Raw genomic sequence first — 20,484 nt, forward strand, 5'->3', positions numbered from 1 at the left:
CGAACGCTCTTCTAGCCTGCATTTTGACCAACTAGTCAAGTTTTTGCAATTCAGGCAAGAATATTGTGGCCAAAGAGCCGGGTCGCGGGAACTTATAAGCGAGTGGATACGAGCCTTATGCAGATTTGGCGCAGCGTCCAACGCATCCATACAATGAGGAGGTCGAGCGCATGGTGCTCACCAGCAATCTCAGAGTCAATGGCGACCGCCTGTGGGACAGCCTGATGGACATGGCCAAGATTGGCCCTGGTCTGCGCGGCGGCAATAACCGTCAGACGCTGACCGATGAAGACGGCGAAGGCCGCAAGCTTTTCCAGTCCTGGTGCGAAAAGGCTGGACTGTCGATGACCGTCGACACGATGGGCAACATGTTTTTCTTGCGCCCCGGCGAAGACGCCGATGCCGACCCCGTCTATATGGGCAGCCATCTCGACACGCAGCCGACCGGCGGCAAATATGACGGCGTTCTGGGCGTTCTGGGCGGGCTCGAAGTCATGCGCACGCTCAACGACATGAACATCCGCACCAAGCGCCCCATCGTGGTCACCAACTGGACCAATGAGGAAGGCACCCGCTTCGCGCCTGCCATGCTGGCTTCCGGCGTATTTGCAGGCGTGCTGGATCAGGACTGGGCCTATCAGCGCACTGACGCCAAGGGCAAAAAATTCGGCGATGAGTTGGAGCGCATCGGCTGGAAAGGCGACGAGCCGGTCGGCAAACGGAAAATTCACGCCATGTTCGAACTGCATATCGAACAGGGGCCGATCCTTGAGGCTGAAAACAAGGATATCGGCGTTGTCAGCCATGGTCAGGGCCTGTGGTGGCTGCAAGTGACGCTGACCGGCAAGGAAGCGCATACCGGCTCGACGCCGATGAAGATGCGCAAGAATGCCAGCCTCGGCCTTGGCAAGATGCTGCAACTCGTCAACGAAATCGCCATGGCGCATCAGCCGGATGCGGTTGGCGGCGTCGGCCATATCGATGTTTCGCCGAATTCGCGCAATGTCCTGCCGGGCACGGTCGTGTTCACGGTGGATTTCCGCTCGCCCAATCAGGATGTGCTGGACGGCATGAAGGCGCGTTTCGAAAAGGAAGCGCCGAAGATTGCCGAGGAACTGGGCATCGGCATCGAAATCGAAGTGGCTGGCCATTTTGATCCCGTCACCTTCGACAAGGGCTGTGTGGAAGCTATCCGCAATGCCGCCGAACGGCTTGGCTACAGCCATCGCGATCTTGTTTCCGGCGCTGGCCACGACGCCTGCTGGGTCAATCGCGTTGCACCGACGGCAATGGTCATGTGCCCCTGCGTCGACGGGTTGAGCCACAATGAGGATGAGGAAATTTCGAAGGAATGGGCGTCGGCGGGAACCGACGTGCTTCTGCATGCCGTATTGGAGACTGCTGAAATTGTAAGCTGATTTCACTGCCATCCAATACAGCACCTGTGTTCATACAAAACCAAAAAGGGGAACGAACAGTGGCTAAGACTGGAGCATCCAAGGTCATCAAAGGCGGCACCGTCATTACCGCCGACCGCACCTTTAAAGCCGACGTTCTCATCGAAGGCGAGAAGATTGCTGCCGTTGGCGACAATCTGACCGGCGATGAAATTATCGACGCGACCGGCTGTTATATCATGCCCGGCGGCATCGATCCGCATACCCATCTGCAAATGCCCTTCATGGGCACCTATTCGTCCGACGATTTCGACACCGGCACGGCGGCGGCCCTTGCGGGCGGCACGACCATGGTGGTCGATTTCGTGCTGCCGGATTCCGAAGGCAACCTCCTCGACGCGCTTCAGGAATGGTTCCAGAAGGCGGGCAAGGCGCGCACCGATTATTCGTTCCACATGGCGATTACCGGTTGGAACGAGCGCACCTTCAACGAGATGGCCGAAGTGGTGAAGCGGGGCATCAACACCTTCAAGCATTTCATGGCCTATAAGGGCGCGCTGATGGTGAATGACGACGAGATGTTCGCCTCGTTCCAGCGCTGCGCGGAACTGGGCGCCATGCCGCTCGTTCACGCCGAAAACGGCGATGTTGTCGCCCATTTGCAGGCCAAGTTGATGGCCGAAGGCAATAACGGGCCGGAAGCCCATGCATATTCCCGCCCGCCGGAAGTGGAAGGCGAAGCCACCAACCGCGCCATCATGATCGCCGATCAGGCAGGCGTACCGCTTTATGTCGTGCATGTTTCCTGCGAGCAGAGCCACGAAGCAATCCGCCGCGCCCGACAGAAGGGTATGCGCGTGTTTGGCGAACCGCTGATCCAGCATCTGACGCTGGATGAAAGCGAATATCATAACAAGGACTGGGATTATGCGGCGCGCCGCGTGATGTCGCCGCCCTTCCGTGACAAGGTCAATCAGGACAGCCTGTGGGCGGGTCTTGCGGCTGGCAGCCTGCAATGCGTCGCGACCGACCATTGCGCCTTCACCACCGAGCAGAAGCGCTATGGCATCGGCAATTTCACCAAAATTCCGAACGGCACCGGCGGTCTGGAAGAGCGCCTTCCGGTTTTGTGGACGCGTGGTGTTCGCACCGGTCGTCTGACGCCGAACGAATTCGTGGCGGTGACTTCGACCAATATTGCGAAGATCCTCAACATCTACCCGCAAAAGGGTGCTGTCCTGCCGGGGGCCGATGCCGATCTGGTCATCTGGGACCCGGAAGCCACCAAAAAGGTTTCGGCCAAGACACAGCACTCCTCCATCGACTACAATGTGTTCGAAGGTTTTGAGCTGAAGGGCCTGCCGGTCGTGACGCTCTCTCGCGGTCGCGTTGCCTATAACAAGGGCAAGGTTACCGCCGAGCCGGGCGACGGTCGCTTCATCGAACGCGAGCCGAACGGCGCGGTGAACAAGGCGCTGTCGCAGTGGAAGGAAATCGTCGCTCCGCGTAAGGTGGAACGCAGCGCAGAACATATGCCGATAGGGGTCTGACACATGGCTCTAGCTCAGCTTCGGGAACCGCGCATGAATGTGAATGACAGCATGGCCCCGGAGAGGGGCTTGGAGAATGCGCAGACGGTAATCGACATCAAGGATCTGTCATTGGTTTTCGAGACCAATGACGGGCCGGTCCATGCGCTGTCCAATATCAACCTCGCGATCCAGCGCGGCGAGTTCGTTTCCTTTATCGGTCCTTCGGGTTGCGGCAAGACCACGCTGATGCGTGTGGTCGCCGATCTCGAACAGCCGACCTCCGGTTCGGTGAGCGTCAACGGCATGACGCCCGCCAATGCCCGTCTCGACCGCTCCTACGGCTATGTATTTCAGGCGGCAGCCCTGTTTCCATGGCGCACGATCGAGGACAATATCAGCCTGCCGCTGGAAATCATGGGCTATTCCAGGGCGGAGCGTCAGGCGCGGATCGAGAAGAACCTCGCGCTCGTCAATCTGACCGGCTTTGGCAAGAAGTTTCCATGGCAGCTTTCCGGCGGCATGCAGCAGCGCGCTTCCATCGCGCGCGCCCTGTCGTTTGACCCCGACATGCTTTTGATGGACGAACCCTTTGGCGCGCTCGATGAAATCGTGCGCGACCACCTCAACGAACAGCTTCTGAAACTCTGGGCCGCGACGCGCAAAACCGTCATCTTCGTGACCCACTCGATCCCGGAAGCCGTGTTTCTTTCCACCAAGATCGTGGTGATGAGCCCGCGTCCGGGCCGCATTCATGAAATCATCGACTGCGACCTCGGACCGGATCGGACGCTGGATATTCGTGAATCGGAGGCTTTCCTGAAAATCGCCCATCGCGTGCGCGAAGGCCTGCGGCTGGGGCATATCCATGAGTAGAGCTCGCGGCCCATATGCTGTTGCTGGAGGCCGCAAATGAAAGCCTTCCTGCACGACAAATTCATTCCCGTGACGACGGTTCTCGCCGTGTTCGTCGCGCTCTGGTATGGGCTGGCCGTTTTTCTCAATGCGCCATTCGAGCGCGATCAGGCAGAGCGCGCCGGGACCGAGGTTTCGTTTTCCACGCTCGTCGCCAATACGATGAACCAGGAGCGCCCGGTTCTGCCAGCACCGCATCAGGTGGCGCAGGAAATCTGGAAGACCGTTTTCGACGTCAAGCCCACGTCCAAGCGCAGCCTCGTCTATCATGGATGGGTCACGCTGTCCTCCACGCTGCTGGGCTTCGCGCTGGGTTCGCTTCTTGGCATCGCGCTTGCGGTCGGCATCGTCCATTCGCGCACGCTTGACAAGAGCCTGATGCCGTGGATCATCACCTCGCAGACGATCCCGATCCTCGCCATCGCACCGATGATCATTGTGGTGCTTAACGCCATCGGCATATCGGGCTTGCTGCCGAAAGCCTTCATCTCGACGTATCTCTCCTTCTTCCCCGTTGCCGTGGGCATGGTGAAAGGGCTGCGGTCGCCGGATGTCATGCATCTCGACCTCATGCGAACCTATAATGCGTCCCGCGCACAGGTGTTCTGGAAGCTGCGCTGGCCTGCCGCCATGCCGTTCCTGTTCACATCGATGCAAATTGCCGTTGCCATCAGCCTTGTTGGCGCAATCGTCGGCGAATTGCCGACCGGCGCCGTGGCCGGACTTGGCGCGCGTTTGCTCGCTGGCTCTTATTACGGGCAGACGGTGCAGATCTGGGCGGCGCTCATCGCCGCCGCATTGATGGCGGGTGTGCTGGTCGCACTGGTCGGGCTGGTAGCGCGCATCGTCAACAGCCGCATGGGCGCGAAGGCGGAAAGGGCGGCGGCATGATGACCGGCATTCTCTCCGTTATCGCCATCATTGTGGTGTCGTGGGTGATTGTGGGTTGGGTTTCCAGCCTCAAGGCCCGCACCCCGCAGGGCCAGAAACTTCTCGACATCGCGGTCCCTGCCCTGTTCGGCATCGCCATGCTGGTGCTGTGGGAAGCAGCCGTCCGGCTGTTCGCCATACCGCAAGTGCTGCTGCCTGCACCTTCCGCCATCTGGGCGCGGATTGTCGATTCCGTGCCGATCCTCTGGGCGGATTTCCGCCAGACCTTCATGAAGGCGGTCATCATCGGTTATGTCGCCGGTTGCGGGCTTGGCTTCATCACGGCCATCATCGCAGACCGCATCCCTTTCCTGCGCAAGGGCCTGTTGCCGCTCGGCAATCTGGCGGCGGCGCTGCCCATCGTCGGCGTCGCGCCGATCATGGTGATGTGGTTCGGTTTCGACTGGGAGTCGAAGGCTGCCGTCGTCATCATCATGACCTTCTTCCCCATGCTGGTGAATACGGTTGCAGGCCTTGCCAGCACCGGATCGATGGAGCGCGACCTGATGGAGACCTATGGCTCCAATTACTGGCAGACGCTGGTGAAGCTGCGCCTGCCCGCCGCCATGCCCTTCATCTTCAACGCGCTGAAGATCAACTCCACGCTCGCGCTGATTGGCGCTATCGTGGCCGAATTCTTCGGTACGCCGATTGTCGGCATGGGCTTCCGCATCTCGGCTGAGATCGGGCGCATGAATGTGGATATGGTCTGGGCCGAGATTTTCGTGGCCGCTCTGGCGGGATCGCTCTCTTATGGGCTGATCGCGCTGATCGAGCGCAAAGTGACATTCTGGCACCCTTCTTACAGGCGGGGGTGAAGCCTTTCCGGCGAAAGCGCGAAGTGCTTTTGCAGGAAAGACGCAGATGTAAGCAGATCCGGTATCCGCCACCATAAGGCGGGACCGTCAACCAGAGGAGAACCAAGCATGAAGAAGGCACTATCCATAGGCCTTGCAACAGCCGGACTTGCATTGGCACTCATGAGCACGACCGCCATGGCCGCCGACAAGCTGACCTTGCAGCTCAAATGGGTTACGCAGGGCCAGTTCGCAGGCTATTACGTGGCCAAGGACAAGGGTTTCTACGAAGAAGAAAAGCTTGACGTCGAGATCAAGCCGGGCGGTCCGGACGTGGCCCCGCCACAGGTGATCGCCGGTGGCGGTGCGGATGTGGTGGTGGACTGGATGCCGTCGGCGCTCGCCACCCGCGAAAAGGGCGTGCCGCTGGTCAACATCGCGCAGCCTTTCAAGAAGTCGGGCATGATGCTGACCTGCCGCAAGGAAACGGGCATCACCAAGCCGGAAGATTTCAAGGGCCGCACGCTAGGCGTCTGGTTCGGCGGCAATGAATATCCGTTCCTGTCCTGGATGAACCATCTGAAAATCCCGACCACGGGCGGCAAGGATGGGGTCACTGTTCTCAAGCAGGGCTTCAATGTCGATCCGCTGATCCAGAAGCAGGCCGACTGCATTTCCACTATGACCTATAATGAATATTGGCAGGTTATTGATGCCGGTATTCCTGCCGACCAGCTCGTCGTCTTCCCCTATGAAGAACAGGGCGTCGCGACGCTGGAAGACGGGCTTTATGTGCTCGAAAAGAGCCTCGATGACCCAGCCATGGTCGACAAGCTGGCACGCTTTGTCCGCGCTTCGATGAAGGGCTGGCAATATGCGTCCGAACACCCGGATGAAGCCGCCGAAATCATTCTCGACAATGATTCTTCCGGCGCGCAGAAGCAGGAAGTTCAGGAGCGCATGGTCAAGGAAATCGGCAAGCTGATCGACGGCTCGGACGGCACGCTCGATGTTGCCGCTGCCGACCGCACGGTCGAAACGCTGCTTGGTGGCGGCTCCGATCCGGTCATCACCAAGAAGCCGGAAGGCGCCTGGACCACAAAGGTCACTGATGCGATGAAGAAATAATCATTGCCATCTCACAATGAAAAAACCCGGAAGCGTGCTTCCGGGTTTTTGTTTGCGTAGCCAGTATTTTTACTTCAGCTTCTCTTCCAGAGCCACGGCCCGAACAAGCTCGCGTTGCAGACGCGCTTCTTCCTCGACCTTCGGCTTGGTGAAGCGTCCGAGCAGCAGATAGGCCACCGGCGTCACATAAAGCGTCGCAATGGTTGCAAGGCCAAGACCCCCGACGATCACCCAGCCGAGCGCCACGCGGGCTTCCGCGCCCGCTCCGCTTGCTAGCACCAGCGGCACGCCACCCAACACGGCGCAAATCATGGTCATGCAGACCGGACGCAGGCGGATATTGGATGCTTCCTCGACAGCCTCGCGTACGCTCAGCCCCTTGTCGCGCAGCTGATCGGCGAATTCGACGATCAGAATGCCGTTCTTGGCCATGATGCCGACCAGCAGCACAAGGCCGATTTGGCTATAGACATTCAGGCTGGTGCCGGTCAGCATCATCGCGACAACCGCACAGCCCAGACCGAGCGGCACCGTCGCCATGACGATCAGCGCGCTGACGAAGCTTTCGAACTGCGCGGCCAGCACCAGCAGAATGATGATGATGGCAAAGCCGAACACCATGGCAAGGCCGGTGGAGGTTTCGCTGAGCGTCGAGGCTTCGGCCAGCGGAATGATATGGCTGCCCGGCGGCAGCAGCGGTGCGGCGATTTCCTGCGCTGCCGTGAAGGCATTGCCGAGCGCGAAATCCGCACGCAGGCCTGTGGTGATGGCCACCGAACGCTGGCGCGTTTCACGGTCGAGCTGCGGCGGCACCGCCTTTTCAACGACGGTTGCGATGGACGACATCGGCACATAGCGACCGTCCGCCGCTTTCATGAAGATGTTTTCCAAATCCGTCGGATCGTTGATCGGATTGGTGGTCGCGACAAACTTCACGTCGAAGCTGCGGTCTCCGACATAGACAGAGCCGATCTTGCGCCCGTCCAGCACCGACTGCACGGCATTGGCAAGGCCGGTAATGTCGATGCCAAGATCGGAGGCGCGCTCACGGTTGATCTCGACGGAAAGCTGCGGGTGCGTCGGCTCCACCGACAGGCGCGGCTGCACGAAGCGCGGATCTTTTTCCAGCGCCGCAACCACGGCCTGCGCGGCAGGCTGAAGCTTGGCGTAGTCGCTGCCGACAATGGCGAATTGCAGTCCGTTACCCGCGCCGCGAATGCCAAGACTGTTCGGCTGCGTCGAGAAAATACGCACGGCGGTGATGTTCTGCACCCGCTTCGTGATATCCGCCATGATCTCCTGCTGGCTGCGGTGACGCTCCTTCCATGGCGCGAGCGTCAGCACCATGAAACCATTGTTGGAGGAGCCACCGGAACCCGCAATGGCATAGGTGGTGACAATCTCGCCATCGTCGCGCAAGGGTTGGATGGCTTCCTCGATCTTGTTGAGCTGCGATTGCAGGAAATCAACACTGATGCCTTGCGGGCCATTGATGCGCAGCAGCGCCACCGCGCGGTCTTCCGACGGCGTCAGTTCCTGACGGATCGTGCCAAAGACCACGACCGACGCGCCACCGAAAAGCAGCGCCACCAGCACGACCACCCATGGCGCGGCCAGACAGGCATGGAGCGTCTTGCGATAGAAACCGGCGAGCGCGCCGCCAATCCGGCGCAGGAACAGCGGTCCATGCGCACCTTCCGTCTCGCCGCTTCCCTCTTTCAGAAAGCGCGAGGCCAGCATCGGACACAGCGTCAGCGCGACGACCGACGACAGCAGAACCGCAATGGCCAGCACGAAGCCGAACTCACGAAACAGGCCGCCCGCCTGCCCCGGCAAAAACGAAATCGGCACAAACACGGCGGCAAGTGTCAGGGTGGTCGCGATGACGGCAAAGAACACTTCCTGCGTGCCCAACACGGCAGCAGCACGCGGCCCCATGCCCTGATTGCGTCGACGCACGACATTTTCCAGCACCACGATGGCGTCATCGACCACAAGGCCGGTGGCAAGCACCAGCGCCAGCAATGTCAGGATGTTGATGGAAAAGCCCGCAAGATAAATCGCTGCGACGGTGCCGATCAGCGCCACCGGCATGGAGAGCGCCGGAATGAGCGTGGCGCGAATATCCCACAAAAACATGAAGATGATCGCTACCACGATGATCACCGAAGCGATCAGCGCAATCTCGACTTCGTGGATGGCGCCATTGATGAAGCTTGCATCATCGCTGGTGACGGCGATGTTCACGCCCGGCGGCAATGTCGTTTGAAGATTGGCAACGGCGGCGCGCACGCCTTGCGAAATATCGAGCGTGTTGGACTGCGCCTGACGCACGATGCCAAGGCCGATTGCCATTTTGCCGTTGGAACGCACGGCAGAACTTTCCACATCGGGGCCGAGCGTGACAGTGGCGATATCTCGGACCTGTGTACGGCCCTTGATATAGACATTCTCGAAATCTTCGGGCTTTTCCAGATTGGCCGTCGCGCGCACCACGATGGCCTGATCGGAGCTGCGCAGCGATCCGGCTGGCGCATCCAGCCCCATGGAATTGAGCGCGGTCGCGACATCGGCCAGCGTCAGCCCGTAGCTTGCAAGGCGCGCCTGATTGATATCGATGCGAAAAATCTTGGCGCGGTCGCCATTGATCTGCACATCGGCCACGCCCGGCACTGCCGACAGCACATCCTGAATCTGATCTTCGATCAGCACGGTCATGTCGTCGACCGACATGGAGTCCGACGTCACGGCCAGTCGCATCACGGGATCGGCGTTCGAATCCGCCTTGATGATGCGGGATGGATCGGCCTCTTCCGGCACCGTGTTGGCGACGCGTGAAATCGCATCGCGCATATCGGCAGCGGCAACGTTGAGATCGACACCGTCATTGAACTCAACCGTCACGCGGCTGCGCTCGAAGGACGAGGTGGAGGAAATCGACTTGACGCCGGAAACACGCGCAACGGCGTTTTCCAGAACCTGCGTCAGCTGGCGGTCGATGGTTTCGGCGGACGCGCCGCTGAAATCCGTGCTGATCGTAACCACCGGACGATCCACATCGGGCAATTCACGAATATCGACGCCGGTAAAAGCGGCAAGGCCCGCAACGACGATCAGAACATTGACGACAAAGGCGAAGACCGGACGACGAATGAAAAGCGCCGTCGAACCGCCCCGCTCGGCGGATGGTGATTTATGGTTGCTCACCGGCGCGCCCTCAACCGGCAACGCGCTTGGTAGGCGCAGGCTCGGCGCGGGCGGTGCCCTGCTCCTCCATCACGCGCACGGGCGCTTCATCGCGCACGGTCTGCACCCCTTGCGTGACGATCATGTCGCCCTGCTTGACCGGACCGTCCAGAAGAATGCTCGTCGCATTGCGCTGCACGACACGCACGGCGACCTTTTTTGCCAAACCCTGCTCGATGCGCCAGATATAAGAGCCGTCCGCGCCCCACTGGATCGCCAGCGGATCGACAGACGGAAACCGGCTGCCGGGGAAAAGCACGGTGACGTAGAACGACATGCCGGCGCGCAGGCGATCTTCGGAATTATCGACCTCGGCCCGCACATGCATCGTGCGGCTCGCCTCATCGATCATATTGTCCACGGCGTTGATTTCGCCCTTGTGGGTTTCCCCCGGAAAGGCCGTCGTTTCCGCCGTCAGCGGCTGGCCAACCTTGATCTGCGGCGCAAAACGCTCAGGCACCCAGATATCGACCAGCATCTTCGAGCGGTCGTCAATGCGCGCAATGGAGGTCTGCGCGGTGACATAGTTGCCAGCATTGACGGGCAGAATGCCCACCACACCCGAAATCGGCGAGCGCACCGTGCGGCGGTTCAAGGCAAGTTGCGCGTCCTTCAGTGCAAGTTGCGCATTGGCGACGGCCAGTTCGGCTTCGACCGCCTGAACACCGGTTGCGGTGTTGGTGGCGCGCAGCCGCTCAATACGCTGCCGGGTCGTCTCAGCATCTTTCAGGGCCGTTTCAGCCTTGGCGACGGCAATTGTCTCGGTATCCGAATCGAGTTCTGCAATCGGGTCGCCAACCTTGACGCGGTCGCCCGCCTTGACGAAAAGTTTGTTCATATAACCGCTGGAATAAGGCGTGATCGAAACAGTGCTAAGCGCACGTGCAGAACCAATGACGGTCAGGCGATTGTTGATCGTTTCCTCGCTGGCCGGTTCGACGACGACCAGCGGCGCCCTCGCGCCGGATCGGGCAGCGGATTGCTGAGTGCGGGGCGTGTCAGCGCCTGCGGCGGCGTTTTCCGGCGCAGCGTTCTTCTGTTTATAGGCGTTCCAGCCGCCCGCAGCGGCCAGAACAATAAGCAGGCAGAGTGCAATCTGCTTCCACGATTTCATTCAGCTCTCCGGCAGGCCCCGTCCCGTCGCTGCCCGACGGGCCTGTCTTTTCAAAAATATACTTTTTTGCACGACACGTCGAATGCCCGACCATTCGCGACAACCTATCGGCAAGATGGTTACCGCCTGCCCATGACAGGGATTCGATGGAGAAATAGCTAACACATCCCCATATTGCTTTTTTGCATCGCCTCCCAAGAAGGTCGAATTAAATTTCGGTAATCCTTGCACCCAACAAGTGACGACCACATTTAAATCGATACAATAAAGCCTGTTGGAAATCTCCCCCGCCACCATATATAGGAAGCTATATTTATTGCAGTATCGAGACTCATAGACATATCGGACGCGCTGCACCGGCCAACAGCCCCAGTCGCCGTCTATTTGGAATCAGGTTATGGCGGTTGTTGAAAAGACCATAGTTCCGGGCGTTGCTCCGATAGAAACCGCTGCGCCGGACGGAAGCGCCGAGGATCGCACCTCGCCGGCGCAATTTACGCGGCTGCGCTGGCAGAACCGCCTTTCCAGCAAATTGCTTCTGCTTATCGTTCTCGCCGTTCTGGTAGCGGAAGTTCTGATTTTCGTGCCGTCCATCGCCAATATGCGCCTGCGCTGGCTGACATCGCGCCTCGATACGGTGGGCGCAGTCAGCGAAGTGCTGGCGGCAAGCGCCAATATGGACGTGCCGCGCGCCATTCAGGACAAGGTGCTGCTCGTTACCGGCACCAAGGCGATTGCACTGCGCGAAGCTGGCGCGTCACGCCTTCTCGCCATGTCGGAAGTGCCTGGCAAGATCGATCAGGTGATCGACCTCGACAATGTCAGCGAAGCGGCGTCCATCTGGGACGCCTTCAGCACGCTTTTTCACGGTGGCGACCGGACATTGCGCATCTACGGTTCCGTTTCGCCCACCACGTCGCCGGGGCGCGTGATTGAAATCGTCACCTCCGATGCGCCCATGCGCCGCGCCATGTTGCTCTATGCCCGTAACGTGGCCGTCATTTCGCTGATTATTTCGGTGATCGCCGCCAGCCTGATCTATCTCATCATCCATGAAATGCTGCTGCGCCCGGTGCGCATCATGCATCGCAACATGATCGATTTCGCAACGACGCCCGACAATCCAGCGCTCATTCTCGTGCCGGAAAACCGCAAGGACGAGTTCGGCATTGCCCAACGACAGATTGCCCACATCCAGAGCGATCTGCAACGCACGCTGAAGGAACAGAAGCATCTGGCCGATCTCGGCCTCGCCGTATCGAAGATCAATCACGACATGCGCAATATTCTGGCTTCCGCGCAATTGATGTCGGACCATCTGTCTGACGCCAAGGACCCGATGGTGAAGCGCTTCGCGCCGAAGCTGATCCGCACACTCAGCCGCGCCATCAGCTATTCGGAAAGCGTCATCGCCTATGGGCGCTCGCAGGAAGCGCCGCCGACGCCGCGCCGTGTCAACCTGCACGCCATCGTCACGGATGTGCAGGAAAGCCTCAATCTGGAAAGCGAAAGCGGCATCGAGTTCGACAATCGCATTCCTGACGACTTCGAACTGAATGTCGATTCGGAACAGCTGTTCCGCGTGCTGAGCAATCTTTGCCGCAATTCCGTGCAGGCCATGGAGCGCGACGCTACCGGCGGTGCCGCCGCGGTGAAGCGCCTGACGCTCTCATCTGGACGAATCGGCACCACGGCGATCATCGGCGTTGAGGATACGGGGCCCGGCCTGCCGCAAAAGGCGCGCGACAATCTCTTCACGGCGTTCAAGGGTTCGACCCGCAGCGACGGCACCGGACTGGGCCTTGCCATCGCGCAGGAGCTTATTCGCGCCCATGGCGGCAGTATCGAGCTTCGCGAAGACCGCCCGATCGGCGCGCATTTCGAGATTCGTCTGCCTGATTTGCCTGCACAGCGCGAAAGAGAACAAGCGCGGCGCGAAGAAACCGTGTGACTGGGGAAAAACCCCAGGGAAAACAACGGTGAAAAAGCCCGGAAATCCGGGCTTTGACAAGAAATCTTCACAGAACGGCATTTTTTTCTCACAAGACGCTTGCATTTAGCAATGGGTCCGATTATCAACCGCCCATCGCCGCAGCGAGCGGCGCCAAGGCAAGCACCCGTAGCTCAGCTGGATAGAGCACCAGACTACGAATCTGGGGGTCAGAGGTTCGAATCCTTTCGGGTGCGCCATTTCTTTTCAAGCATTTAGCGAAGATTTCACGACAGACTGATCGACAGGTCTGACTTCGCTTTTTTGCTTATTCCATTGCAAAACGGATTGCCGGCGTCGTCTCTGCAAAACGCAGCGACGGTGAGGCGGCCCCCGCCCTATTCCACCGAATCCATAACGCATTGATATGTGACGCCCTGCGACGTGATGGCGATTTTGGACAAGGTCTCGAATGCAATTTCATAGCCCTCGCCCGCAAATTTGCTGCCGGAGCTGGAGGGCACCTTCTCAAGAAGACGGTCGCGGCTGAAAGCGCTCAACCGGATATGGTTGGGGTCGTCGGTCGAGGTGAAGACATCGATGACATTGTCGTGGTCGCATACATAGGAGATGCGGTCCTGATCGGCTTCAGCATGGGCCAGAGACGGCATCAGGATCAAAACAGCACCGAACAGCCAACGCATGGACAAACCCCTCCTGAGACCCGCAACGCGCTTCTGTCGGAATGAAGCAGACAGGCGTTGACGGCTTCCTTTAGGTGCATCCGAATGAAACGCCGTCCCAATCGGCTGCACGACACTCCCACATAACGAATTGTCGGCAATCCGCGCAAGAGATCATGCAATCAACCGCTGTGAAAAGCGGCAACACGCAAACATTGTCGCTTAAAATGCAGCATTCTTTCTTGGAGAAGAAGTGGTGCCCGGAGGCGGATTCGAACCACCGACACGCGGATTTTCAATCCGCTGCTCTACCAACTGAGCTATCCGGGCATCCTGTCGCAAGCACTTGGTCTTGCTTGTGGCGGTGTTGGTGTCCGCCGGAAGTGGGTGGGTTATAGCATTAAATTTCGCGCTGTCCAGCACCGTATCGCATTTTTTATGCGCTTTTCTCACAGTTTCTCTAATGTTTTGATTTCACATCAGAAAAAGCGCCAAAAACCCTAATTCTCGCCCTCATCCTCGTCGCCCAGAGGCTTGCCGGGGATGACATAGCTTCCCGAAAGCCAACGATTGAGATCGATGCTTTTGCAGCGCGGCGAACAGAACGGATAGCTGTCACGCGCCGAAGGCTTGCCGCATTCCGGGCAAGGTCGTGTCGGGCGCAGCGGCGTCACGCGTGCGCCTGCTGCTGCGGATATGTCCTTCTTGCCGTTCATGGCTGAACCTTAAACTTTTCCGGTGCTCCAGTTGGCATAGACCGGATAATCACCGTCAGCCAGCAGGCTTACGGTTTCCTGAAGCGGCAGGCCGACCACATTGCTGTAGGAGCCGACCAGCTTGACGACAAAACTGCCTGCAAGGCCCTGTATGGCGTAGCCGCCAGCCTTGCCGCGCCATTCCCCGGAAGAGAGATAGGCGTCGATCTGCTGGCGCGACAGGCGCTCAAAGCGCAGGCGTGTTTCCACCAGGGTCTGGCGCAGATTGCCGTTCGGCAAAAAGAGGCAGACGCCCGTAAAGACCTTATGGGTACGGCCCGACAGAAGACGCAGACATTCACGCGCCTCATCGGCGGTTTCCGCCTTGGGCAGAATACGCCGCCCGACCGCGACGACCGTATCGGCCGCGAGCAGGAAGGGCTTGACGAAATTGGCGTCGCTTTTCAGTTGCGCCAACGCCGCTTCAGCCTTTTCACGCGACAGACGACGCGCCAGCGAGCGGGGATGCTCGCCACGCTGCGGCGTCTCGTCTATGTCCGCAGGCTGGATATGATCCGGCTCGATACCGGCCTGCCCAAGCAGTTCGATCCTGCGAGGAGACCCGGAAGCCAGAACCAGCTTGTGTTGCGCAACTGTCGTCAAGAACACCCCCGAAACGGCTGCCCGTGCGTGATAAGCTTACTTGAAGCGGTAGGTGATGCGACCCTTGGTCAGATCGTAAGGGGTCATTTCGACCAGAACCTTGTCACCAGCCAGAACGCGGATACGGTTCTTACGCATACGGCCAGCCGTATGAGCGATGATTTCATGTTCGTTTTCGAGCTTCACGCGGAACATTGCATTCGGCAGCAGTTCCGTAACAACACCCGGAAATTCGAGGACTTCTTCTTTCGCCATGCGATACCTGTTTCTTTCTTCGATAAAAGCGTCCGAAAATGGACTCTGATCCTAAATTTGGCCGGAACCTATATGATTAGGCGGCATTTGTGAACAACGGAATTCCGTGAACTTATTTCGGGCTGAAACGCTGCAAAATCTGCGTCTTCAACCGATCCCGCACATCGCGATAAGCATTCATGATCTGCTCGCGGCTGCCGGTGACCAGCGTGGGGTCTGGTGTCGGCCAATATTCCACATCCACGGAGAAACCGCGCATGCGCTCCAGCACCGTATGGTGGGCAAGCGGTGTCAGCGTCACAATGAGATCGAAATAGCCGTCGGCCAGTTCTTCAATGCCCCGCGGCTGGCGGTCGTCGAGCGAAAGACCCTCTTCCGAAAGCACCGCATCCACGAATGGATCGCGTTCGCCCCGTTTCACACCTGCAGAAGCCACATATATATTGGGCGGCAGCAGCTTTCTTGCAAGAAGTTCGGCCATCGGCGAGCGGATCGCGTTCTTGCCGCAGACGAAAAGCAGGGATGACGGCAGTTTCTGTTTCGGGCCGCCATCGCCCTCTCCATCATCCTGCGCGCTTTCAACATCAACGGCGACCATGCAGGCTCAACCTCGCCAATGCAGCACGCAGACAAGCGTGAACAGTCGCCGCGCCGTGTCAAAATCGACTTCGATCTTGCCCTTCAGCCGCGCCTGCAAGGTTTGCGACCCTTCATTATGCAGTCCGCGCCTGCCCATATCGATGGCTTCGATCTTGCTTGGCGTGGCCGAGCGGATCGCCTGATAATAGCTTTCGCAAATCATGAAATAATCGCGCACCACGCGGCGCAGCGGGGTCAGCGACAATATATGCGTCGCCACATCGTCCCCGCTTTCGCGGCTTATGGCAAAGATCAGCCGCGTTTCCATCAGCGACAGCTTCAGCCTGTAGGGACCGCCGGTCTCGTCGCCAATCGGGTGAAAGGAATTCTCCTCGATCAGATCGAAAATCGCGACCGCGCGTTCATGCTCGACGTCAGGCGTCGACCGCCCGATGGATTCATCGAGCTCGACATCAACAAGACGGGCATTGGGAACGCCAGCGGTCATGATGCCTCATAGATTGAGCCGGATGGCGACTGACTTGGCGTGCGCGTCAAGACCTTCGGCGCGCGCGATTTCGATGGCAGCAGGGCCGAGAACCCGCAACTGGTCCGGGCCAAGCTTCAAAAGCGAGGTGCGCTTCATATAATCAAGCACATTCAGGCCCGACGAGAAGCGGGCCGAGCGCGCCGTCGGCAGCACGTGATTGCAGCCGCCCACATAATCGCCGATCACTTCCGGCGTGTGCGCGCCGATAAAAATGGAACCGGCATTGCGGATTTTCGGCAGCAGCGCTTCCGGGTCGGCGACGGCGATTTCCAGATGTTCGGCAGCGATACGGTTGGCGAGCGGAACCGCCGCCTCGAAATCCTCCACGAGAATGACCGCGCCGAAATCGCGCCAGCTTGCCGTGGCAGTTTCAGCACGCGGCAGCGTCAACAACTGACGCTCAACCGCCGCTTCCACATCCTTGGCCAGCGTTTCGTCATTGGTCATGAGGATGGATTGTGCGGCAGTGTCATGCTCTGCCTGCGCAAGCAGATCGGCAGCGATCCAGTCCGGATTGTTGTCCTTGTCGGCAATCACCAGAACTTCCGACGGACCAGCGATCATGTCGATGCCGACCGTACCGAAAACAATACGCTTGGCAGCCGCGACATAGGCATTACCGGGGCCGACGATCTTGGCGACCGGCTTGATGGTTTGCGTGCCATAGGCAAGCGCGGCAACGGCCTGTGCCCCGCCGACGCGGTAGATTTCCGAGACGCCTGCGAGACGCGCTGCAACCAGCACCAGCGGATTGAGAATACCGTCGGGTGCGGGAACAACCATGACGATGCGCTCGACGCCCGCCACCTTGGCGGGCACGGCATTCATCAGAACCGAGCTTGGGTAACTGGCCGTGCCGCCCGGCACATAGAGGCCAACCGCCTCGATTGCCGTCCAGCGCGAACCAAGCTCGACGCCAAGCGCATCCGTGTAACGGTCATCCTTGGGCAACTGTCGCGCATGGTGGCTTTCAATGCGCTCATGCGCCAGTTTCAGCGCTTCGACGGTGGATGCGGGCGCAACTTCAAAAGCCGCGTCGATTTCAGCTTCCGTGATGGCAATGCCGGTCTTTTCCAGATCGATACGGTCGAAGCGGCGCGAATAGTCGATCAGCGCCGCATCACCTTCGCGTCGCACGCGCTCGACGATTTCGCGGGCTGCGAGGTCCACGTCTTCCGAAACTTCGCGCTTGCCGGACAGAAAGGCTGCGAATTGCTGTTCGAAGTTCGGATCGGTTTGTCTGAGCGTCGTGACCACGCTTTTATTCCTTTAAATAGTCCAGATAAGAGCAACCGCCCGCATGGCAGCAGACGCGATGCGTCGAAGTTACATTGTCATACGCCGTGACGCGGGAGCGATTCCGTTTCCCAGGCCGCGCCCAGATCCGTCAGCTGCGCTTCGATGCATTCCACCGAAAGACGGATAGCGGCATTTGCCGAGAATGTCAGTTCTATTGTGCCCGCAGGCGCTTCGCCGGGGACAAAACCGATCGTCAGCAGCGACAGGACATCATCCTGCTTCTGGCGGTCGATGCCAGTGGCCTTGGCGGCAGTGACGCGGTTGAAATGCAAAGCGGCGCGGCGGCGTTGATATTGCGGCTTGCGCAGGAATTTCGGCCGCGCCTCTTCCCAGACGAAACGGTTCGCCGTCAATAAAAAGCGCTGCTCTTTGGCGATAAATTGCAGATCGGAGACTTTGAGAACCGCGTCCTGAAGATGGGCGGACAGGACCTGTAAATCCTCTTCATCCAACGCCACAAGCTTCAACATATCCATGGTCCGCACCGATTTCCTGTCATGTTCAAAACAACCGCCCGACATCGCATCCAGATTGGCGACATGGTTGGTTCACGAAGCAACTTTGCTCAATGGTTTGAGACAACTTTGCTCAATAACTTTGCATGTCGGCAGAAAAAATCGACAGGCTTTTCAAGCCTGTGATCAATCAGCGTGCCAGAATGAAAAAGCCGGAGCTTGATTTAAGCTCCGGCCCTTGCCGATTATCCGCTGATGCGTTCGACATTCGCGCCGCAACGCGAAAGCTTTTCTTCCAAACGCTCGAACCCGCGATCCAAATGATAGACGCGGTTGACGACGGTTTCGCCTTCAGCGGCAAGGCCCGCAATAACCAGCGATACCGATGCGCGCAGATCGGTCGCCATGACCTGAGCGCCCTTGAGGCGTTCCACGCCTTCAACGGTCGCGGTCTGGCCGGACAGCGAAATCTTCGCGCCGAGACGCGCCAGTTCCTGCACATGCATGAAGCGGTTTTCAAAGATCGTTTCGGTGATGTGCGACGTGCCCTTGGCCTTGGTCATCAGGCCCATGAACTGTGCCTGAAGGTCGGTCGGGAAGCCTGGGAACGGATCGGTCGTGACATCGACCGGATGGATGCCATGGCCATTGCGCACCACGCGCAGACCGCTATTGGTCTCGGTGATTTCCGCACCGGCCTGACGCAGCGTATCGAGCGCCGAGGAAAGCAGGCTTTCCTGTGCGCCTTCGAGCAGCACGTCACCGCCGGTCATGGCGACCGCCATGGCATAGGTGCCGGTTTCGATACGGTCGGGAATGACGCGAACGCGCGCGCCGGAAAGGCTGGTGACGCCCTGCACGTGGATCGTGCCGGTGCCTGCACCCGTGATCTTCGCGCCCATTGCATTGAGGCAGTCGGCAAGATTGACGACTTCAGGCTCACGTGCCGGGTTTTCGATGATCGTTTCGCCCTTGGCGAGAACAGCGGCCATCAGCATGACATGCGTTGCGCCGACCGAAACTTTCGGGAAGTGATAGCGCCCGCCGACAAGACCGCCCTTCGGCGCACGCGCCTTGGCATAGCCGTTTTCGATGTCGATTTCGGCACCCAGCGCCTGCAGGCAATCGAGCAGCAGATCAACGGGGCGCGTACCAATAGCGCAACCGCCTGGCAGGGACACGGTTGCTTCGCCCATACGCGCCAGAAGCGGGCCGATCACCCAGAAGCTCGCACGCATTTTCGAGACCAGCTCATAAGGCGCAGTGGTATCGACGATGTTGCGGGCTGTGAAATGGATGGTGCGGGAATAAGCGCCGTTCTGGTGTTCGCGTCGGCCATTGACCGAATAATCAACGCCATGATTGCTCAGAATGCGGATCAGCTGCTCGACATCGGCCAGATGCGGCACGTTTTCGAGCGTCAGCGTATCGTCGGTCAGGAGCGAAGCGATCATCAGGGGCAAAGCGGCATTTTTTGCGCCCGAGATCGGAATGATTCCATTCAGCTTATTACCGCCGACGATTTTGATGCGATCCATGCTGTTTCCCCTTCTGGGCCGGGGCTTCTCCCCGGTAATCGATTTGAAGCCGTTGGAACGCGTTTCGATCGGGATAATCGGATCGACACTCCAACTGTTTGTTTTCAAGCACATCTTATCCGAAAACCGGTTCACCCTTTTCGGGATGTGCTGTTGCTGCTGCCTGAACGGCGCGGCGGCGGTACATGACAAATGACGAGTCTTGCGGCGGAATTACGTTCGAACGCGAATCGCTTTTGAACGACAATGGCAACCGAGAACAGAAAAGCGCTTTTACCTTAGCCGACGTTTCTCTTCAAGAAAGGCTTTCCAAGCTAAAGCGAACTCTTATTTGGTCGGCTGATGCCCTATTCCTTTTCTTGCCCCGCTTCTTTCCCGGCGCTGGCAATGCCGTCGGTGCGCTCATCCGCTTCGCCGGAGCGTCGCGAGCGTGACTGTTCCTTGCGGCGCATCAGATTCGCGCGCAGCTGATCGGCCAGCCGCTTTTTCTGGCGGTCCAGCTGGTTTTGTCGTTCCTGATTGATCGGTTTTTCGCTCATGAGCCGTGTTTACTACGAGAAAAAGCGCCGGAAAAGCGGCTTGAAGCGCAGCTATACGCAGATTTCCACATTATGTGAAAAGAAATGCATTTGGTCGCTTGCGATTTGCGCAATGATGTGTCAGAAGTCCGCCGCACTCAAGAGAATGCTGCGGTAGCTCAGTGGTAGAGCACTCCATTGGTAATGGAGAGGTCGAGAGTTCAATCCTCTCTCGCAGCACCATTCATCTCTTTGATTTGGCA

The 20,484-nt window shown here is 58.9% G+C and carries 19 protein-coding genes and 3 tRNA genes; 9 read left to right on the forward strand and 13 right to left on the reverse strand.

Features of this window, described 5'->3' with window-relative positions:
* Positions 1-170: 170 nt before the first annotated feature.
* The 6 genes from QLQ11_RS06925 to QLQ11_RS06950 all read left to right on the forward strand — a co-directional run bounded on the left by QLQ11_RS06925 (position 171) and on the right by QLQ11_RS06950 (position 6,696).
* Positions 171-1,418, forward strand: coding sequence for a Zn-dependent hydrolase (locus QLQ11_RS06925; protein ID WP_109368319.1), 1,248 nt, complete (start codon positions 171-173; stop codon positions 1,416-1,418).
* Positions 1,419-1,477: 59 nt separating this feature from the next.
* The gene (gene hydA, locus QLQ11_RS06930) at positions 1,478-2,947 is read left to right on the forward strand and encodes a dihydropyrimidinase (protein ID WP_109368318.1); all 1,470 of its coding nucleotides are present in this window, start codon (positions 1,478-1,480) and stop codon (positions 2,945-2,947) included.
* A gap of 3 nt (positions 2,948-2,950) precedes the next feature.
* Positions 2,951-3,802, forward strand: coding sequence for an ABC transporter ATP-binding protein (locus QLQ11_RS06935; protein ID WP_371830896.1), 852 nt, complete (start codon positions 2,951-2,953; stop codon positions 3,800-3,802).
* A 36-nt stretch (positions 3,803-3,838) separates the two neighbouring features.
* Entirely contained in the window at positions 3,839-4,732 is an 894-nt protein-coding gene (locus QLQ11_RS06940) for an ABC transporter permease (protein WP_109368316.1), read from the forward strand.
* Positions 4,729-5,589, forward strand: a complete 861-nt coding sequence (locus QLQ11_RS06945) for an ABC transporter permease (protein WP_109368315.1) — start codon at positions 4,729-4,731, stop codon at positions 5,587-5,589. The genes QLQ11_RS06940 and QLQ11_RS06945 overlap by 4 nt, the downstream gene beginning before the upstream one ends.
* Before the next feature lie 108 nt (positions 5,590-5,697).
* On the forward strand, positions 5,698-6,696 hold the full coding sequence (locus tag QLQ11_RS06950) for an ABC transporter substrate-binding protein (protein ID WP_109368314.1): 999 nt from the start codon (positions 5,698-5,700) through the stop codon (positions 6,694-6,696).
* Positions 6,697-6,765: 69 nt separating this feature from the next.
* Here QLQ11_RS06950 and QLQ11_RS06955 read toward each other — a convergent pair whose 3' ends face one another.
* Both QLQ11_RS06955 and QLQ11_RS06960 read right to left on the reverse strand, forming a co-directional pair.
* Positions 6,766-9,903 (reverse strand): efflux RND transporter permease subunit, encoded by a 3,138-nt coding sequence (locus QLQ11_RS06955; RefSeq protein ID WP_283736023.1) that lies wholly within the window; start codon positions 9,901-9,903, stop codon positions 6,766-6,768.
* A gap of 10 nt (positions 9,904-9,913) precedes the next feature.
* A complete protein-coding gene (locus tag QLQ11_RS06960; RefSeq protein WP_109368313.1) occupies positions 9,914-11,056 on the reverse strand; it encodes an efflux RND transporter periplasmic adaptor subunit in 1,143 nt (380 codons plus the stop codon).
* A gap of 397 nt (positions 11,057-11,453) precedes the next feature.
* On the opposite strand from QLQ11_RS06960, the gene QLQ11_RS06965 reads away from it, so the two are divergent.
* Positions 11,454-13,007, forward strand: a complete 1,554-nt coding sequence (locus tag QLQ11_RS06965; protein WP_109368312.1) for a HAMP domain-containing sensor histidine kinase — start codon at positions 11,454-11,456, stop codon at positions 13,005-13,007.
* 162 nt (positions 13,008-13,169) lie between these two features.
* Positions 13,170-13,246 (forward strand) — tRNA-Arg (locus QLQ11_RS06970).
* A 138-nt stretch (positions 13,247-13,384) separates the two neighbouring features.
* On the opposite strand, the gene QLQ11_RS06975 is transcribed toward QLQ11_RS06970, so the two are convergent.
* The 11 genes from QLQ11_RS06975 to QLQ11_RS07025 form a co-directional block, all read right to left on the reverse strand.
* A complete protein-coding gene (locus QLQ11_RS06975) occupies positions 13,385-13,690 on the reverse strand; it encodes a hypothetical protein (protein ID WP_109368260.1) in 306 nt (101 codons plus the stop codon).
* Positions 13,691-13,923: 233 nt separating this feature from the next.
* Positions 13,924-13,999: transfer RNA gene (locus tag QLQ11_RS06980), tRNA-Phe, on the reverse strand.
* A gap of 170 nt (positions 14,000-14,169) precedes the next feature.
* Positions 14,170-14,385, reverse strand: a complete 216-nt coding sequence (yacG, locus tag QLQ11_RS06985) for a DNA gyrase inhibitor YacG (protein ID WP_109368259.1) — start codon at positions 14,383-14,385, stop codon at positions 14,170-14,172.
* Positions 14,386-14,394: 9 nt separating this feature from the next.
* Positions 14,395-15,027, reverse strand: a complete 633-nt coding sequence (locus QLQ11_RS06990) for a Maf-like protein (protein ID WP_109370155.1) — start codon at positions 15,025-15,027, stop codon at positions 14,395-14,397.
* Positions 15,028-15,063: 36 nt separating this feature from the next.
* A complete protein-coding gene (gene infA / locus QLQ11_RS06995; protein WP_002965531.1) occupies positions 15,064-15,282 on the reverse strand; it encodes a translation initiation factor IF-1 in 219 nt (72 codons plus the stop codon).
* 112 nt (positions 15,283-15,394) lie between these two features.
* The gene (locus tag QLQ11_RS07000; RefSeq protein ID WP_235858902.1) at positions 15,395-15,880 is read right to left on the reverse strand and encodes a low molecular weight phosphatase family protein; all 486 of its coding nucleotides are present in this window, start codon (positions 15,878-15,880) and stop codon (positions 15,395-15,397) included.
* A gap of 6 nt (positions 15,881-15,886) precedes the next feature.
* Complete coding sequence (locus QLQ11_RS07005) at positions 15,887-16,369, reverse strand: UPF0262 family protein (RefSeq protein ID WP_109368258.1); 483 nt, start codon at positions 16,367-16,369, stop codon at positions 15,887-15,889.
* A 6-nt stretch (positions 16,370-16,375) separates the two neighbouring features.
* Positions 16,376-17,668, reverse strand: coding sequence for a histidinol dehydrogenase (hisD, locus tag QLQ11_RS07010; RefSeq protein WP_109368257.1), 1,293 nt, complete (start codon positions 17,666-17,668; stop codon positions 16,376-16,378).
* A 77-nt stretch (positions 17,669-17,745) separates the two neighbouring features.
* The gene (locus QLQ11_RS07015) at positions 17,746-18,186 is read right to left on the reverse strand and encodes a DUF2948 family protein (protein ID WP_109368256.1); all 441 of its coding nucleotides are present in this window, start codon (positions 18,184-18,186) and stop codon (positions 17,746-17,748) included.
* A gap of 224 nt (positions 18,187-18,410) precedes the next feature.
* On the reverse strand, positions 18,411-19,703 hold the full coding sequence (gene murA / locus QLQ11_RS07020) for a UDP-N-acetylglucosamine 1-carboxyvinyltransferase (RefSeq protein WP_109368255.1): 1,293 nt from the start codon (positions 19,701-19,703) through the stop codon (positions 18,411-18,413).
* A 347-nt stretch (positions 19,704-20,050) separates the two neighbouring features.
* Positions 20,051-20,242 (reverse strand): hypothetical protein, encoded by a 192-nt coding sequence (locus QLQ11_RS07025; protein ID WP_109368253.1) that lies wholly within the window; start codon positions 20,240-20,242, stop codon positions 20,051-20,053.
* A 147-nt stretch (positions 20,243-20,389) separates the two neighbouring features.
* Here QLQ11_RS07025 and QLQ11_RS07030 point away from each other — a divergent pair.
* Positions 20,390-20,464, forward strand: a tRNA-Thr gene (locus tag QLQ11_RS07030).
* The last annotated feature ends 20 nt before the right edge of the window (positions 20,465-20,484 follow it).

The sequence above is a fragment of the Ochrobactrum sp. SSR genome (assembly GCF_030067775.1).
In the GTDB taxonomy this organism is placed as follows: Bacteria; Pseudomonadota; Alphaproteobacteria; order Rhizobiales; family Rhizobiaceae; genus Brucella; species Brucella teleogrylli.